At 43.7% G+C, this 17,150-nt stretch carries 18 protein-coding genes and 1 tRNA gene; 7 read left to right on the forward strand and 12 right to left on the reverse strand.

Annotated features, from left to right (window positions below; translation table 11 throughout):
* Positions 1–540, forward strand: a complete 540-nt coding sequence (locus tag NQZ91_05850; GenBank protein UUM56932.1) for a TetR/AcrR family transcriptional regulator C-terminal domain-containing protein — start codon at positions 1–3, stop codon at positions 538–540.
* A gap of 27 nt (positions 541–567) precedes the next feature.
* Here NQZ91_05850 and NQZ91_05855 read toward each other — a convergent pair whose 3' ends face one another.
* Entirely contained in the window at positions 568–1,398 is an 831-nt protein-coding gene (locus NQZ91_05855; protein ID UUM56933.1) for a Cof-type HAD-IIB family hydrolase, read from the reverse strand.
* A gap of 25 nt (positions 1,399–1,423) precedes the next feature.
* Between NQZ91_05855 and NQZ91_05860 the strand changes: the two genes are divergently transcribed.
* Entirely contained in the window at positions 1,424–1,711 is a 288-nt protein-coding gene (locus NQZ91_05860; protein UUM58826.1) for a type II toxin-antitoxin system RelB/DinJ family antitoxin, read from the forward strand.
* Positions 1,701–1,982, forward strand: coding sequence for a type II toxin-antitoxin system YafQ family toxin (locus NQZ91_05865; protein ID UUM56934.1), 282 nt, complete (start codon positions 1,701–1,703; stop codon positions 1,980–1,982). The genes NQZ91_05860 and NQZ91_05865 overlap by 11 nt, the downstream gene beginning before the upstream one ends.
* A 51-nt stretch (positions 1,983–2,033) precedes the next feature.
* Here NQZ91_05865 and NQZ91_05870 read toward each other — a convergent pair whose 3' ends face one another.
* Positions 2,034–2,378 carry a hypothetical protein gene (locus NQZ91_05870; protein ID UUM56935.1) on the reverse strand — a complete coding sequence of 115 codons (345 nt, stop codon included), beginning with the start codon at positions 2,376–2,378 and terminating at the stop codon, positions 2,034–2,036.
* A gap of 159 nt (positions 2,379–2,537) precedes the next feature.
* Positions 2,538–3,764, reverse strand: a complete 1,227-nt coding sequence (locus tag NQZ91_05875) for a CapA family protein (GenBank protein UUM58827.1) — start codon at positions 3,762–3,764, stop codon at positions 2,538–2,540.
* Between the two features lie 239 nt (positions 3,765–4,003).
* On the opposite strand from NQZ91_05875, the gene NQZ91_05880 reads away from it, so the two are divergent.
* Positions 4,004–5,191: a chromate transporter gene (locus NQZ91_05880; protein UUM56936.1), complete on the forward strand. Its 1,188-nt coding sequence runs from the start codon at positions 4,004–4,006 to the stop codon at positions 5,189–5,191.
* A 97-nt stretch (positions 5,192–5,288) separates the two neighbouring features.
* Complete coding sequence (locus tag NQZ91_05885; GenBank protein UUM56937.1) at positions 5,289–5,501, forward strand: hypothetical protein; 213 nt, start codon at positions 5,289–5,291, stop codon at positions 5,499–5,501.
* Positions 5,502–5,540: 39 nt separating this feature from the next.
* On the opposite strand, the gene NQZ91_05890 is transcribed toward NQZ91_05885, so the two are convergent.
* Positions 5,541–6,485, reverse strand: a complete 945-nt coding sequence (locus tag NQZ91_05890) for a dihydroorotate oxidase (protein UUM56938.1) — start codon at positions 6,483–6,485, stop codon at positions 5,541–5,543.
* A 220-nt stretch (positions 6,486–6,705) separates the two neighbouring features.
* Between NQZ91_05890 and gdhA the strand changes: the two genes are divergently transcribed.
* Complete coding sequence (gene gdhA / locus NQZ91_05895) at positions 6,706–8,052, forward strand: NADP-specific glutamate dehydrogenase (GenBank protein UUM56939.1); 1,347 nt, start codon at positions 6,706–6,708, stop codon at positions 8,050–8,052.
* A 377-nt stretch (positions 8,053–8,429) separates the two neighbouring features.
* Here the strand turns inward: gdhA and tsf are convergent, their stop codons facing one another.
* The 5 genes from tsf to NQZ91_05920 all read right to left on the reverse strand — a co-directional run bounded on the left by tsf (position 8,430) and on the right by NQZ91_05920 (position 13,951).
* Entirely contained in the window at positions 8,430–9,470 is a 1,041-nt protein-coding gene (gene tsf / locus NQZ91_05900; GenBank protein UUM56940.1) for a translation elongation factor Ts, read from the reverse strand.
* Positions 9,471–9,597: 127 nt separating this feature from the next.
* Positions 9,598–10,374, reverse strand: a complete 777-nt coding sequence (gene rpsB, locus NQZ91_05905) for a 30S ribosomal protein S2 (protein ID UUM56941.1) — start codon at positions 10,372–10,374, stop codon at positions 9,598–9,600.
* Positions 10,375–10,584: 210 nt separating this feature from the next.
* Positions 10,585–11,538: an IS30 family transposase gene (locus NQZ91_05910; protein ID UUM56942.1), complete on the reverse strand. Its 954-nt coding sequence runs from the start codon at positions 11,536–11,538 to the stop codon at positions 10,585–10,587.
* Positions 11,539–11,823: 285 nt separating this feature from the next.
* Positions 11,824–12,819: a DUF4767 domain-containing protein gene (locus NQZ91_05915; protein UUM56943.1), complete on the reverse strand. Its 996-nt coding sequence runs from the start codon at positions 12,817–12,819 to the stop codon at positions 11,824–11,826.
* Between the two features lie 10 nt (positions 12,820–12,829).
* Positions 12,830–13,951 carry a DUF6287 domain-containing protein gene (locus tag NQZ91_05920; protein ID UUM56944.1) on the reverse strand — a complete coding sequence of 374 codons (1,122 nt, stop codon included), beginning with the start codon at positions 13,949–13,951 and terminating at the stop codon, positions 12,830–12,832.
* A gap of 174 nt (positions 13,952–14,125) precedes the next feature.
* On the opposite strand from NQZ91_05920, the gene NQZ91_05925 reads away from it, so the two are divergent.
* Positions 14,126–14,196: transfer RNA gene (locus NQZ91_05925), tRNA-Cys, on the forward strand.
* 329 nt (positions 14,197–14,525) lie between these two features.
* On the opposite strand, the gene NQZ91_05930 is transcribed toward NQZ91_05925, so the two are convergent.
* Genes NQZ91_05930 through cysS form a run of 3 tightly spaced genes read right to left on the reverse strand, consistent with a single transcriptional unit; the run spans position 14,526 to position 17,143 of the window.
* Complete coding sequence (locus NQZ91_05930) at positions 14,526–15,386, reverse strand: helix-turn-helix domain-containing protein (protein UUM56945.1); 861 nt, start codon at positions 15,384–15,386, stop codon at positions 14,526–14,528.
* A 22-nt stretch (positions 15,387–15,408) separates the two neighbouring features.
* A complete protein-coding gene (locus NQZ91_05935; GenBank protein ID UUM56946.1) occupies positions 15,409–15,807 on the reverse strand; it encodes a Mini-ribonuclease 3 in 399 nt (132 codons plus the stop codon).
* Positions 15,800–17,143, reverse strand: coding sequence for a cysteine--tRNA ligase (gene cysS, locus NQZ91_05940; GenBank protein UUM56947.1), 1,344 nt, complete (start codon positions 17,141–17,143; stop codon positions 15,800–15,802). The genes NQZ91_05935 and cysS overlap by 8 nt, the downstream gene beginning before the upstream one ends.
* Positions 17,144–17,150 lie beyond the last annotated feature (7 nt).

Here is a 17,150-nt window from a genome sequence, read left to right on the forward strand (position 1 = left end):
ATGGGAACAGATAATCGGAAAGAACGAACTCGTCAAGCCATTTTAGAAGCAATGGGGACTTGCCTAGAAACTCAGCCCTTCAACGCCATTACAACAACTCACTTGGCGCATGAAGCAGGAATCAGTCGTTCTAGTTTTTATACCCATTATAAGGATAAGTATGAATTGATTGACTCCTACCAACAAGGCTTATTTCACAAGTTAGAGACCATATTTGATCGCTATGATGGAAATCGACAGTCCTCTTTCTTAGAAATTTTTGAATTGCTCTACCGAGAAAGATTACTCTCATCCTTATTGACCCATAATGGTACTCAAGAAATACAGAGTTTTCTAATAAATAAAGTCCGATTACTTATCGCAAATGATTTGTCCGAGCGTTTGGGAAAAGAAGATTTATCACCACTTGAAAACGAGTACCGTAGTATTTACTTTTCGCATGCCTTCTTCGGAATTACACAAGCATGGATAAAAAATGGGAAGCAAGAATCTCCTCAATATATGACCGATTTTTTCTTGAAAATGCTACCGCGAGAATGAAGAAAAGCCACTCATTTGACTGGCTTTTTAGTGTGTTTGTAAAAATTCTTCGATAACCTGCAAGACGCCACTGTCCAAATGGCTGGGAGCGCGGTATTTGGCAACGGCCTTGACCCTATCCGTCGCATTTTCCATAGCGTAGGAATAACCTGCCTGCGCCAGCATTTCAAGGTCATTGTCAGAATCGCCGAAAGCCATAACCTGAGCCATTGTAATACCCAACGGTTGGATGACCTGCTCGATGCCCCAAGCCTTGTGAATACCAACTGGCAGGATGTCAATAGAGCCATAACCGCTGGTCACAGCCGTCAACCTACCCTCAAGTGCCCGATTAAAGGCTGAGGTCAGAACCTCGACCTTACCTTCCTCCACCCAAATGCCAGCCTTGTAGATAGGCTGTTCAGCTGGCAACTGGCTCAAATCCGCTAGGAAGGTCACCTTATCCAAGAAAGCCTGCATTTGCTCTGGAGCAATCGGCAAATCAGAACCTGCGAAGGGCTGATTGGCCCCCTCCTGCATAAAAATGGTCTGATCATTGGCCAGCATCAAGCACACCTCTCCCCAACTACCTCTAAAGTAGTCCAGAATAGCTGCCACCAGGTCCCGGTCCAACATATGCCGCACCCTGGTTTCCCCTTTTTCAACCACACGGGCCCCGTTGTCCGATACAAAAATCAAGCGGTCCTCAAAGCCCTGACACAATTTCAAGAGCCGGTCCATACCATTGCCGCTAGCGATTACAAAGGGGATGTCACGCGCATCTAGCTGGTCCAAGATTGCTGAAAATCGCGCTCGGTCAATCTGACCATTCCCATCTAAGAAGGTTCCATCCATATCTGTTGCGATTAATTTAATCATACACTAATCTTTCCCTTTCAATGGAATTTCAAATCAAAGGCCCACAAGTCCAACTCAAATCAGAATTGAAACAACCGTTAAAGAAGACGCTAATGCCTTGTTTGCAAGACTGGGCTTAGATATGTCCAGTGCAGAGAATATCTTCTTACGCCAATGCGTATTGCGTGGCGGTTTACCATTTTCCGTAGAGCTACCAAAATACAATCAAGAAACCTTGGAGGCAATGGAAGAAGCACGAAAGATTTCACGTAATCCAAATGTACCAAGTTATGCAACTGTCCAAGATTTATTTAAGGCATTGGATGAAGAATAATATATCAAATAAAGTTCACGAACAAATTCAAAAAAGCTACAAGTTAATGAAGAAACGTGGATACGATCTGGGTCTGTTGGAAGAAATTATTACGAAACTAAGCCAAGGTATCCCACTTGAAGACAAACATCAAAATCATATGCTGACAGGAAATTTTTCCGGATATTATGAGTGCCATATTAAACCAGATTGGCTCCTAATCTATTTAATAGAAAATGATATTCTAACCTTGACCTTGATTGATACTGGCACACACTCAGATTTATTTTAGTCGCTCACTAGAGTGGCTGTTTTTATTTTATAACTCATCCTAACTAGTCGACTAGATAAAATCAGCCTGTATAATTTCTGAAATAGCACTGCAAAGCTGGTCAAATGTTTTTGGATAAGCATTCGAACCTTCAATTCTCAACGGCGCATTTCTTTTAAATAGAATGTCTACATACCATTGAGTGCCATCTAGAACGTATGGATTTACGTATTCTTCGTCCCACTCAAGCAGTCTACAATTTTCTAAATCGTGTTTAAATTGAGAGGCTGAAAAACTTAATTCTAGCTCACTCCTTGAATCATGGTCATCTATATGAGTATAAATAACTTCTTCATCTTCAAAATCCATTTCAATAGAATTAGTCGGACCGAAATATTCCCCAATCCAAACCCTCATAGGTTGTATATCTTAATTATCCCTACTCATGTTTAACTCCTTCTTATCTACAGGAATTTCAGACTATACCTATTTATCTTATAACTGTCTGGCATCGTTTTGCTGAACCTTACTTGGTCAACTGCAGATGTTCTTCATTCAGAATTTAGATAGACTCTACTATTCCTTCTCCTCAGTTACCCAATCCAAAGCCATAAATTCATTCATCTCAGCATAGGCTGTATCTACCCGCTCCTGGGTTACTGCATCCAATTGACCATAATGCTTGCCACCTTGGACAAAATCTTCCAAAATCAGGGTTTGATAGGTATAGAGCTCGTAGCCTTCCGGTGAAAAACGTCCCTTAGGTTCCTTGCTGACCCAGGTCGGATGGGCCTGGGCTGTTTTGATGCGGGTCACGCCGTCCTTCTTCTCTATCGTCACGTCCATCAGCACCCCACGCTCGGTCCACTGGGCATTGGCAACACCCGCCATGGTCTCAATCCGCTGGTTAGAAATAAAATTCCCCATAGAGTAGATGATTAACTTCTTCTCACCGTCTTTTTCAACCGTCTCAGAAGGCTCCGCTACATGGGGATGCCCGCCAAACACCAGGTCTGCTCCCCAGTTAATCATGTCATGATAGAGACTAACCTGCTCCTCCGTCGGCTCCAGCTGGTATTCGACACCCGTCTGAGGCATGACGATAGTAATGTCCGCCTCTTTCTCAGCCAGTTCAATCTCAGCCTTCATCTTCTTGCGGCCAAAATCCGACAGATAGGCATTGTATTCTTCCTGGGTCAATGATGCCTCCATCCCATTGAATCCATAGGCATAGGCAAGAATTGCTACCTTGATACCATTGACATCACGAATATAAATGGGAGCTGTCGCCCGATTGCCCTCCGCATAGACACCAACTGCATCTACATTGACATCCTTAAAGGTCTCCACTGTGGAAATGAGGCCCGACAACTGCGAATCCAGAATATGATTATGGGCCAAATCCACCACATCATAGCCTGCATCACGAATATCCTTTGCCACCTGGGCCGGCGCATTAAACAAAGGATAGCCAGCCAAAGGAAAATCAGGAGAAATAGTCCCCTCAAAGTCCGCAATAGCCAAATCAGCCTGCTCAATCCAGGGTTTCACATAGGTAAAATTCTCAGAAAAATCATAGGTTCCATCCGCCTGGAGAGCACTCCAATAGAGGAGATCATGGTAAAGCAAGTCCCCATGAGCCATGATACGGGCGGTCTGCACCTCATCCTGCTTGCCTGAAAACCAAGAACCTATCCCAGATGATTGCTGGCTGGTCCTATCCGCCTTACCAAACAAGGGCAAAACATGGTCATGCACGAGAATAATGGACAGGATGACCGCAGCCAAAAGGCAGACAAACATAAATTGGCGCTTGTTTCGTGCTTTTCTAGCAAGTTTCCGACGTTCCTGTAATGATGTTCTAGACATAGAAGTCGACCTCTCTCTTTCCTATAATCCCTTTCATTATACGCCTTTTTACCTCAAAAATCCAGACAATACCTGTAGACTTTTACAAGAATTTTACACATATTTCTCCTAGATTCCCTGGCTAATCTGTCAATTTATGATAGACTGAAATAAGAATAGATTTGGAGAACACTATGCCGCAACACATACAAAACAAACAATTTTTAAAAGATGTCTTTCTCTGTTCACTAGCCTCCTACGGCGGGCCCGAAGCTCACTACGGTGTCTTTAGCAGGGAATTGATTGACAAAAAGAAGTATGTCAGCCAGGAGGAGATGACGGAACTCATCGGAATTTTTTCGCTCTTTCCTGGACCTTCCAGCACACAAACCATTACTGCCATCGGCTATCGTGTAGGCGGGCCATGGATTGCCTTGGCTAGCTTTCTCATCTGGATTCTTCCTGCCTTAGTCATCATGACCAGCTTAGGAATCGGTCTGGAATGGGTAGCTCAAAACCAGGCTTGGAACAAGCTACTGATTTTCTTACCTGCCGTAGCGGTCTCCTTCATTCTCTACGCAGCCATTCAACTGACCAGGAAGGTAGTCACCTCCAAAAAAGACCTCATCCTATACATCTCTTTCTGTCTTCTGAGTTTTGTTCTTATTCCACTTTCTAGCTGGTCTATTCTCTTGCTTCTACTTGCAGGAGGTCTAGCAGGCTTGGTGCCCGTCTGGGGGCAAGCCGGACAAGAATTGCAAAATATCCCCAAAACCAGCAAGGTCAGATGGCAATTGCCAGCCACCATTATCATCCTAGCAATTCTATTTTCTGCAATGGCAAACTATTTTGGTGGCGATAGTCGCTTGTTTGCATCTATTTATCGCTATGGCTATTCCATCATTGGCGGTGGACAAATCATGATTCCGCTAATGATTCAAGACCTGGTCAAACAAGAAGGATTTCTCAGCCAGGCTGATTTCCTAGTGGGCTATAGCTTGGATCAGGCAGTTCCTGGGCCACTCTTCAGCTTTGCTTCCTTTGTCGCTGCCCGCTCTGTGACAGGAGGAATAGTGGTAAAATTCCTAGCCGGCCTATTGGGTGGAGGACTCATTTTCCTTCCTGGAATCCTGCTAGTCTATTTCGCAACCCCCCTATGGCAAGTCTATCGTCAGTTACATTATGTTTCCTCATTCTTAAAGGGCATCTCCTGGTCGGTCGCTGCCATCATCAGCTGGACAGCTTTGAATCAGTTGCAGGGCCTATCATCAGGAGGGGAGTGCTTCATCTGTATTCTGGCAACCCTACTCCTCCTATCCAAACGCATCCCGTCTCCACTACTAGTCATCGCCGTTATGCTATTAGGATTTTTCATCAGTTAAAAGTGTTGAATAATGACTAATTAGTGATATAATAAGAGATAGATAAAACTCGACTGGAGGTGGATGAGTCCCAAGCAGTCACGAACGGAGGTCTATTATGTTACACATTCGGTATTATCAATCACAAATTGCCCATCCATCAGAAAAGCAGTATGAAAGTCCAGAAGAATTTCTGATGCTACAATCTCGGGAAGTTCCGCAACTACAGGATTTCTTCGTGATTGAAAGTGTCACCCTTGATGGCCAGGAGCTAGTGAATATGCACCAAAAAACCATCGGTGATTTGTTTAATTATTTTAACCGTAAGTAAAAGAGTTTGGAAGCCCCAAACTCTTTTACTGTTTCTTTTTTACGTAAGGTCATCCAAATGGTGCAATTTCCCACGGAAATCTTCAATGGTTTCATAGCCTTTTTCAGCCATAATGTCTCGGAGTTCTTGGGTAATACGGTCAAAGGCTGCTAGCCCTTCTTTTTGCAGGGTTGTCCCGATTTGAACCATGCTGGCACCGCAGAGAATGTGTTCAAAGGCATCGCGTCCTGTCAAGACACCACCCGTTCCTACGATTTGAATTTCTGGCTTAAGGCGTTGGTAAAAGGCATGGACGTTTGCCAAAGCAGTCGGCTTGATGTATTCGCCACCGATACCACCAAATCCATTTTTAGGCTTGATAATCACGCTCTCATCTTCTATATAAAGACCGTTGCCAATCGAATTCACACAGTTGACAAACTTGAGCGGAAATTGATTGAAAATCGCAGCAGCCTGGTCAAAATGCACAATATCAAAATAAGGTGGCAACTTGATGCCCAGCGGTTTGGTGAAATAGGCAAAGACTTCCCGCAAGATGGTTTCTGTCGTTTCAAAATCATAGGCAATCTGCGGTTTCCCCGGAACATTCGGACAAGAAAGATTGAGTTCAACTAACCCTTGAAAGGCACTATCCTGCACTTTTTTGAGAATGGTGTGGGTCTCATCTGGCGACATGCCTACTAATGAAAGAACAAAGGTACGTTCTGGTTCTTCTTCCTGTAACTCCAAAAGATAATCTAAATAATAATCTAGGCCTTGATTGGGCAAGCCCATGGAATTAATAGACCCCAGCGGTACATTTTTGTAGCGCGGCTCTGGATTCCCCTCCCGGTATTCCAGTGTAGCGGTCTTGGTGACAAAGGTTCCTGCTGCTGAGGTTTTCACACCATCCAACTCTTCCTTGGTCATGCACCAGACACCTGCCGCATTCATCAAACAATTGTCAAAAGAAAATCCACCCAATGTCGTCGCTGTTGAAACCATTCTATAACTCCTTTTTGCGTTTTCTAGCTTGATTATACCATAGAAAACATACGGATTTTCCCTATTTACTGCCATTGTTCGGCTTTTATCAGGGAATTTTGAAAATTTTTAAAAAATTTTGCATTTTCTTCTTTACATTTAAAAATCATAGTGCTATAATAATTTTCATAAATTAAATTGTCAGACAATTTAATAAATAAAAAAGAAATCAGGTGGCCCTATGTCAAATGCAAAAGCTTATATTCAAGCTTCTTTTGAAGCAGTCAAAGCCCGCAACCCTCACGAAACAGAATTCCTCCAAGCGGTTGAAGAACTCTTCTCAACACTTGAGCCTGTTTTTGAAGCACATCCAGAATACATCGAAGAAAACATCCTGGCTCGTATCGTTGAGCCAGAACGTGTAATCAGCTTCCGTGTTCCTTGGACTGACAAAGATGGAAATGTCCAAGTTAACCGTGGCTACCGTGTTCAGTTCAACTCAGCTGTAGGTCCTTACAAGGGCGGTCTTCGCTTCCACCCAACTGTAAACCAATCCATCTTGAAGTTCCTCGGTTTCGAGCAAATCTTCAAAAACGTCTTGACTGGACTGCCAATCGGTGGTGGTAAAGGTGGATCTGACTTCGATCCGAAAGGAAAAACAGACGCTGAAATCATGCGTTTCTGCCAAAGCTTCATGACTGAATTGCAAAAACACATCGGACCATCCCTTGACGTTCCAGCTGGTGATATCGGTGTTGGTGGCCGTGAGATCGGCTACATGTACGGTCAGTACAAACGCCTTCGCCAATTTGATGCTGGTGTCTTGACTGGTAAGCCGCTCGGCTTCGGTGGGTCTCTCATCCGTCCAGAAGCAACTGGTTACGGCTTGGTTTACTTCACTGATAACATGTTGGCAGCAAACGGTAAATCCTTCAAAGACCAAACTGTCCTTATCTCAGGTTCTGGTAACGTTGCCCAATATGCTGTTCAAAAAGCGACTGAACTTGGTGCAAAAGTTATTTCTGTTTCAGACTCAAATGGTTACATCATTGACGAAACTGGAATCGACTTCGACCTCTTGGTGGACATCAAAGAAAAACGCCGTGCTCGTTTGACAGAATACGCTGCAGAAAAAGCAACTGCTAAATACTTCGAAGGTTCTGTATGGAACTACGATGGCAAGGCTGATATTGCTCTGCCATGTGCGACTCAAAACGAAATCAACGGTGAGCAAGCTGCTGCCCTTGTGAAAAATGGCGTTTACTGTGTGGCTGAAGGTGCCAACATGCCATCTGACCTTAACGCTATCAAAGTTTATAAAGAAAATGGTGTGCTTTACGGTCTTGCAAAAGCTGCCAACGCAGGTGGTGTAGCCGTATCTGCCCTTGAAATGAGCCAAAACAGCCTTCGTCTTTCATGGACTCGTGAAGAAGTAGACGGCCGTCTTAAAGACATCATGGCAAATATCTTCAACACAGCCAAAGAAACTGCTGAAAAATACGACCTTGGTACAGACTACCTTGCAGGTGCTAACATCGCAGCCTTTGAGCAAATCGCTGATACGATGATTGCCCAAGGTTTGGTATAATCACACACATATTTCATGATAAAAACACACCACAATTGACGTGCCAATTGTGGTGTTCTTTTCTTCTAAGAGACTTCCAGACATGGAAAACCTCCAAAAATCATATTATAGATTATCAACTTATCTTGACGGGTGAAAAGCTTCCGCGAAGATTATCTGCCTATTGACTTGCAAACAAGCCAATAACTGAATTCAATTATCGACTTGTTGTAGCCAACAGGATTACCATATTTCTTCCAACCTCCCAGTCCCCAGACTGTGATAAATTTCCATTAAGAGCCGCATTTCTCTTATCAAGAATGGACAAGCATGGACCAGAGATGCAAAGGATAAGAAAAGCAGGCTAGTTCAACTAACCTGCTTTGTAATCTTTATTCTTATTTACCAAGAGCTGCTGCCATAGTCGCTGCGACTTCTGCTTCAAAGTCGTTTGAAGCTTTCTCGATACCTTCACCCACTTCGAAACGAGCAAATTCTACAACTGAAGCGTTCACTGAGTTCAAGTAAGCTTCAACAGTTTTGCTGTCGTCCATGATGTAAACTTGTGCAAGAAGTGTGTAAGCTTGGTCAACTTGAGTGTTGTCAAGCATGAAGCGGTCCATTTTACCTGGGATGATTTTGTCCCAGATTTTTTCTGGTTTGCCTTCTGCTGCCAATTCTGCTTTGATAGCTTCTTCAGCTGCTGCAATCACTTCGTCAGTCAATTGAGCTTTTGAACCGTATTTCAACAATGGCAATGCTGGTTTGTTAACCATTGCACGGCTTTCGTTGTCTTGTTCGATTTTGTGGTTGATTTGTGCCAACTCATCTTTAACGAATTGCTCATCCAATTCTGTGTAAGAAAGAACAGTTGGTTTCATCGCAGCGATGTGCATTGAGATTTGTTTAGCAAGAGTTTCGTCACCACCGTCGATTACTGAGATAACACCGATACGGCCGCCGTTGTGTTGGTAAGCACCAAATGCTTGAGCATCTGTTTTTTCAACCAAAGCAAAGCGACGGAATGAGATTTTCTCACCGATTGTTGCAGTTGCGTTTACGTATGCTTCTTCAAGGGTTTCACCTGAAGGCATAACCAATTTAAGAGCTGCTTCGTTGTCAGCTGGTTTACCTTCTGCAATTACTTTAGCAGTAGTGTTTACCAATTCAACGAATTGAGCATTTTTCGCAACGAAGTCTGTTTCAGCATTAACTTCAACAACTGCTGCTACGTTACCATCAACGTAAACACCTGTCAAACCTTCAGCTGCTACACGGTCAGCTTTCTTTGCTGCCTTAGCCATACCTTTTTCGCGAAGCAATTCAATCGCTTTTTCGATATCACCTTCAGTTTCAACCAATGCTTTTTTCGCGTCCATAACGCCAGCACCTGATTTTTCACGCAATTCTTTAACGAGAGCTGCTGTAATTTCTGCCATGTCTATTCTCCTTGTTTGTATTTATAAAATAGAGGAGCGGGCTCAGCCCTGCCCCTCTAGGATTGTTTTTGTTGTTTGGAATTGTACACGAGCTAAAACCCTCTAGATTTTAATTCGCCTTCGTTACTTATTTTCCTTCTACAACTTCAACCAATTCTTCGATTGATTCTGTAGATGCTGGCTCAGCTGCCAATTCAGCTTCAACTGCTGCTACGCTGTCTTCACCTTGGTTACCTTCGATGATAGCGTCAGCCATTTTAGCTGTAATCAATTTAACAGCGCGGATAGCGTCATCGTTAGCTGGGATGATAACATCGATATCATCTGGATCAGTGTTTGTGTCAACCATCGCTACAACTGGGATACCCAATTTTTTAGCTTCTTTAACAGCGATTTGCTCTTTGTGTGGGTCAACTACGAACATTACGTCTGGAATGCGTGGCATGTCAGCGATACCGCCCAAGAATTTTTCAAGACGAGCACGTTGTTTGTTCAACAATGCTACTTCTTTCTTAGGAAGCACTTCGAAAGTTCCATCTTCTTCCATGCGGTTGATTTCTTTCAAACGAGCGATACGTTTTTGGATTGTACCCCAGTTTGTAAGAGTTCCACCCAACCAACGGTGGTTGATAAAGTATTGACCAGCGCGGATAGCTTCGTCTTTAACAGCTTCAGCAGCTTGTTTTTTAGTACCTACGAACAAGATAACTGCGTCGTTTGCTGCAGCATCACGGATGAATTCGTAAGCTTGGTCAGCCAATTTTACAGTTTGTTGCAAGTCGATAACGTGGATACCGTTACGCTCTGTGAAGATGTACTTAGCCATCTTAGGATTCCAGCGACGAGTTTGGTGACCGAAGTGTACACCAGCCTCAAGAAGTTGTTTCATTGAAATTACTGCCATGAGTATTTCTCCTTTTTGTTTTTTCTCCTCTCCCGAACTTCGACTTGCAGCCCAACCTTTCGGCAACAAGACCACAATTGGTCCGAGATGAGTATTTGTTGCACAGCAACTCTATTAGTATATCAGAAAAACGGCCTGTTTTCAAGCAAAATAATAGATAATTTCACCAAAATCTGAACGCTAACCTTGACGGCAAATTTCAATTCCGAGTTAGCCACCTATAAGAAATTCTCTCGGTGACTTGTAGCCCAAACATTTTTTGGGATAGTTATTGATCCAATTTTCGATAAAAGCGACTTCTTTCGGGGTCGTTTTTGTGGTTCCTTTCGGCAACCATCGTCGGATAAGCCTATTGTGATTCTCGTTCGTGCCTCTCTCCCAAGAGGAATAAGGGTGAGCGTAGTAGATATATTCCTCCAGAAACACTTCTGACAAGCGACTAAACTCGGTTCCATTATCTGTAGTAATGGATTTGATTTGGAACTCCTTCAAGACGATTTTCAAGGCCTGATTCACAGCCTCAGCCGATTTATTTGGAATCAATCGAATGATTTGGTGGCGACTTCTCCTGTCCGTCAAGACCAAAAGGCATTTGTTTCTCGCTCTCGTCAATAGAACCGTGTCAATTTCATAGTGTCCAAGCTCCAGTCGAAGATTGATCACCTCTGGCCGCTCTTCAATTGACTTTCCAGCAGGCTTAAAGTTTGGACTCGCCTGTTTTTTGGTAGTCCTCCCTTTTCTAGGATAAAGCATATCCTTCTTGGTCAAGCCGAGATGCCCCTTGTGAATCCAGTAGTAGATGGTTGAAATCCCCACATTGATGTCCTTGGTTCTAACCATCATTTCAGGCGAGAATTTTTCCATATTGTAGTGCCGAATTTTATCAGCGAGTTCCTTTGTTAAGCTCAGTTTTCTAACGGACTTTTTCCGATTTTTCTCATACAGATTTTGGGCATAATCAGCGGAATAGAGTTTTTTGAAGCGACCTTTTCGGACTTGTTGTAGGGTCGTCCCTCGTATCACTTCATTGTGAATGGTCTGCGGAGCCTTTCCCAATAAGCGAGCGATTTCCCGATTGGATTTCCCTTCGCCTTTCCACCGTTCAATTTGTCTGCGGTTTTCGATTGTCAAATGTTTTCCTTTTGGTGTATAATGTGTATGCATCTCCGTGTCTTCCTACCTTGTGTTTGTGGTGAACTACAAGTATAACACGGAGGTGTTTTCTTTTACCTACAAGGAACTTTCATTTGTCAACAGGTACCCTTGAACCTGTTTTGTTGGCTCAGCCAAGGCTCTCATTCGCCTTGGTAAACCAGCCTAACAGGTCCAAGCCTGTTAACAAACGAAACCAGAACAGACAGCTGAACCAGTTGAAACAGCTGTTTTTTGGCTAGGTTGGGGTGGCTAACTTCATTATAGAACTTTCGACGCTAACCTTGACTCCTAACCCTATTCAAAATAGATATCTGCAACAACAGAATAAGACCCCGCAGCAACATCCATTCTTTCTAACTGACCATTGGCATTGACACGGTAAAAGGCTGCTACAGAGGAAACACTCCTATCCGCTCTAGTTGCCAGCATATTAGGGCTATTATGGTCTTCTCTTACCTCAATATAGACCAAGCCATCCGAAGATTGCGCATTGGTAACCACTTGGGCTAGAAAATCCGCTTTGGTAAAAGGAGCCCCGTAACGAGAAGCTGCATGTGCCTTGGCCCAATTAGCTGCTTGTTCGACTGTCAAGTTCTTGGTGTCTACTGAAGACTGAGTAGCCGTCGCTGAACTGGTTTCAGTCGCTGCAATCGAACTACCATCGAGAACCAAGTTTTCAAAGAAGGCTTGTAATTCCTGGTTTTTGGTTGGTCGGAAATACAAACGTTTTTCTGGATTGCCCTGATTTTGCTCGGTAATCCAAGCAATACCTTGACCATCCTTGATAGTAAAGAGATAGAGGTGGGCTAATTGGGATTTTGATGCTTCAATATCTGAATAGATTCCGACCACGGCTGTCTGCCCCGCTCCAACTTGACCGTTCTCGCTCCAAACCAATTCCGGAGCCTCCCCTTGAAAATCGGGTGTCATTTGCTGACCAGGACCACTTAGAACCCCTGACGGCAAGCTCACCCCAAAAAAGCTTCCCTCATTTCTTGGATGATAGGATAAATAGTACTGAGGTGGCGAGAAGGATGGTCCCCATTGTTCAATCACGAAATTCCTTAACGCCTCTGTCTTATCAGCATCCCAGGGACCAGCCTGGCTACTTGAACTACTGGTCGTGGAACTTGTAGTTGATGTACTGAAACTCGTGCTTGTCGAGCTAGAACGAGAAGATGAAGTCGACGAAGAGGTTGAGGTCGCCTCCTGTTTCTGATGACCACATGCCACCAATAAGCCAACACTAGCCCCCAAAAGCAATCCCAAAATGAGTCTATTCTTTTTCATTCCGTCTCTCCTAATCGTCTACTCGATAAAAGACACCTTTACTAAAGTCTTCAGTCGTCGTAACACTTTGCGTACTGAACATCCTATCCTTGCTGGTGTCCGTCTGATCGCTATGCCCTTCTAAAAATCCATAGGTATTCTGCACTCCTTTTGGAATCAATAAGGTCGGTACACTAGCAGAGGCCCGACCATTCGGATCGGTAATACTTACAATTAGGATAGCCCCTTCAACTTTATGATATTTTAAATCAATAAAGCCAACAAATTGACCATCATTATAAGAGACATTTCCTTGACTGTCAATCTCCATCCGATCACCACGCGCATTGACCCATTCACCTTCCAAGCTAGCAAAATTTCCAGCTTGGATTTGTTCCAAATTCATGGACTGGACTCCATCGGTTTGGTCGGAACTACTCGTTTCTGTTTCTGTTCTGTCAATCTCAAATTCTTCCCAATCAAATTGATTAGGATTTAGAATGTCTGACTCTGTCTTTCCAAAAACGGAAACCAATTCATCTCTCATATGAAAATCGATCGGAGTGCCTTCTATCAATTGACCCATTTCATCAATCCGATTCAGTGTACCGACAGCCTCGCCTGTTCCTGAATACCATCCGTAACTCACATATTCCCCACCTTGGAAGAGAACCAGGGCACTTCGTGCACCACCGTGTCCAGCCACAAAACCTTCGGCTAACAATGATACCTGGTCAGCAATTATCCCATAAAAACCCGTCACAAACATAGAGCCATCTGGATTTTCTGACCCGAAAAATAATTCATTTTGACCATCGTTATTGAAATCATAAAAGGCATATCTAATGGAGTCCGACGTATTTATTGCACTTTCCACCACCCAAGAATTCATCGGAAACTGAAGTTCATTCAATACCGTTAGCACACCATCTACATTACTTGAATCAGCTGTAGCTGCAAATTCCACGATTTTCTGATAGTCAGCAAAGACCGCCTGATACAACTCTTTATCGTCTATCTTTAGCTCACTTGAACTGGTAGAACTTTCCTGACTTGTCGAAGAAGAGTTCTCTGTTTCAGCCGGAATGTTGGATTGAGCACAAGCCGATAAAGTCATCAAGCATACCAGACCTAGTAAAAAATGTTTTTTCATTCTAACCCCCAAAATAAAATATGCACCGACAAAAGATCGAAATCTTTTGTTAAACTCTCGGACTCTCTACATACGACATACTTCCAAACGCCAATTTCCTTTTTCAATAATATCTAAATATTGATTTTACCACTTGACCCTTTTCGCTTTTTAAGGTACAATATTCTTTGTTATGGCGGTATAGCCAAGTGGTAAGGCACGGCTCTGCAAAAGCTTGATCGTCGGTTCAAATCCGTCTACCGCCTTTATTATAGGATTTTATCCGAATTTATACAAGTCAAAAGCTCGATTTTTCGGGCTTTTTTGATTTTTCATTGGGTTGAATTGGGTTAAGTTTGAAAATAATTTTGGTCAGACTTTGGTCGGTTGGTGGGTAAATGGTAAGCAAATTTTTCTTTGATTTATTAAAATGACTCTATTTACTCGTGCCATTTATCCCCAATCGACTTATACACAAAAAGCCCTCGGATTTCTCCAGAAGGCTCAATTCAACATACAATGATAGCGGTTGGGCGGCGCATCCAACATCTCAGGTACCCTCACAGGTGCGTCAGGATCCTTTCTGACCTCGTCATCATCCCAATACCTGGCTCTCCACTATATAGTATAGGAGCGCCAAATCCGTCAATTCCCTCAGCTGCAAGCCTGTCAATTCGAACCATTTGTCCAATCGGTACAGCAAGGTATTCCTATGAACAAACAAACTTTGCGCCGCCTTGGTCAACACTGCACCATTGTCCCAAAGTGCACGAATTACATCTTCCATCTCATGTTTCGCAATCATATCCGATAAAATGCGCATGATCGCCTTGTCCTTAGCCCCATCCAAAAAGAACAATTGACTAAAGGTTAAAAAGCTAGCAGAAAGATTCTTTTGCATCCAACTACGGAATAAATCCATTTCAGCCCTTATGGCATCTGGCCACCATTCTTGAACCTGACCCGGCCAAATTTGCCCCAGAAGAGCAGTCATCTTTATGCCAAAGTCATATTCCATGACTCCAATTGTATCTCTGAGAATCTCCTGATAGTCAATAAAAGGACGCTGGTCCATGATAAATACAAAATAATCCGATGCTGAGGCATAGTGACTAACCAAATTCGGTAACAAGGTTTCCATGAATTCTAACCAGGCCTGCACAACCTCCTCGCTGGGATTGGACCATAACTTTATTTGAAGGACCTGCAACTGCCCAACCGAAGTCGGCATCGGACCTTGTCCATCAAAAAAATCTTGCCACGGAGCGCGAGGAATATTGTCCTGATTTTCCTGCAGAAGTTCCAACAAATAGCGCTCTCTATCTGTCAGACTGTTTAATTCTAGATTCAAGAAAAATCGTTCTCCCAAGCTCAAACTAGCCATCCCCTCCCTTTTTTGAGGAGAATCAGCAAGTGATGCCGTCGGAAAATATTGCTTTAACTTATTCTTATCCACACTTGCCTCCATGAAATAGTCCCTAGTCACTCTCCACCTGCGCGATACTCCAGGCGATTAATTCTTCCAGCCGCTGAATTTGGTCTGTCATGTGCAGATAGCCCAAGACCGCCTCAAAGCCCGTGGACATCCGGTAGGTCACTACATCTGCATTCTTGGCCTTGGTGTGGCTATTGGCATTGCGGCCTCGCTTGTAGATTTCTTCCTCTTTTTCGGTCAATAGCTGAGCTTCTAAGAGGGCAGAGATCAGACTTGCCTGAGCCTTGGCCGAGACATATTTGTTGGCCTCTCCGTGCAGTTTGTTGGGTTTGGTCAGCCCCTTGAAAATCAAGTGCCGTCTGATATACATGGAATAGACCGCATCACCCTCAAAAGCAAGTGCGATACCGTTAATGAGATTGACATCGACTGACTTAGTCACGAGTCCACCTCACACCATCCTTGGTATCCAAGAGCTTGATTCCCTGGGCTGCCAATTGATCCCGAATACGGTCAGCCGTCGCAAAGTCCCGATTGGCACGCGCTGCTTGACGTTCTTCAATCAGAGCTTCTATGTTCGCATCCAGCACTTCCTCTTCAAAGACAATCCCGAAAACTTCCAACAGCTTGCCAAATTCCGCTTTGACAGTTTCATCGTAGTTGCCAGAGTTGATCCATTTTGCCATGTCAAAAATGGCGGTAATCCCATTGGCTGCGTTGAAATCATCATCCATTGCCGCTTCAAAGGCCGCCAGATGTAATTCAAGAGCTGACTTATCCACAGAGTTTTGCATAGGTTGTGTATAAGTATTTTTCAGATACTTAAGATTGGTTTCCGCATCCGAAATGGCCTTTTCCGTATAATTCAACGGACGGCGGTAATGTTGGGTAGCTAGAAAGAATCGCAAGACCTGACCATCAATTTGTTCCAACATATCATGTGCTGTCAGGAAATTGCCCAAGGACTTGGACATCTTCTCATCGTTGATATTTAGCATGGCATTGTGCATCCAATAATTCGCAAAAGTCTGACCTGTCTTACACTCAGACTGGGCGATTTCATTGGTATGGTGAGGGAATTCCAAGTCCGCTCCACCACCGTGAATATCAATGGTATCTCCCAAAATCTCTGTCGCCATAACCGAACACTCGATATGCCAACCTGGACGACCTGCTCCCCAAGGGCTTTCCCAAGATACTTCACCTGGCTTGGCAGTTTTCCACAGGGCAAAATCAAAAGGATGTTCCTTGAGTTGACCTTCTCCCTCAACCCGACCAGAAGCACCAGCCTCTAAGTCAGATAGGGTTTTGTTGGCCAAACGGGCATAGTTTTCAGCCTTTTCCACACGAAAATAAACATCCCCAGCCGCCTCGTAGGCGTAACCCTTGTCAATCAAGACCTGCACAAAATCAATGATTTCATCCATATAGTCGATAACACGAGGATTTTTGGTAGCAGGCTTGACACCCAGTTTTGCCACATCTTCCTTGAAAGCTGCGATAAACTTATCAGAAAGTTCCTTGGTTGTCATGCCAGCATCGTTAGCAGCCTTGATAATCTTGTCATCCACATCCGTAAAGTTTGAGATGTAAGTCACATCAAAGCCACGATATTCAAAATAGCGGCGGATGGTATCAAAAGCCACAACACTACGGGCATTTCCGATATGGATGTAGTTGTAAACCGTCGGACCGCAAACATACATCTTGACCTTGCCCTCTTCCAAGGGCACAAAGTCACGCAAACTGCGAGTCATGGTATCGTAAATTTTAATCATAGTTTCT

Origin of the sequence: Streptococcus suis (assembly GCA_024583055.1) — a bacterium.
GTDB lineage: Bacteria > Bacillota > Bacilli > Lactobacillales > Streptococcaceae > Streptococcus > Streptococcus suis_V.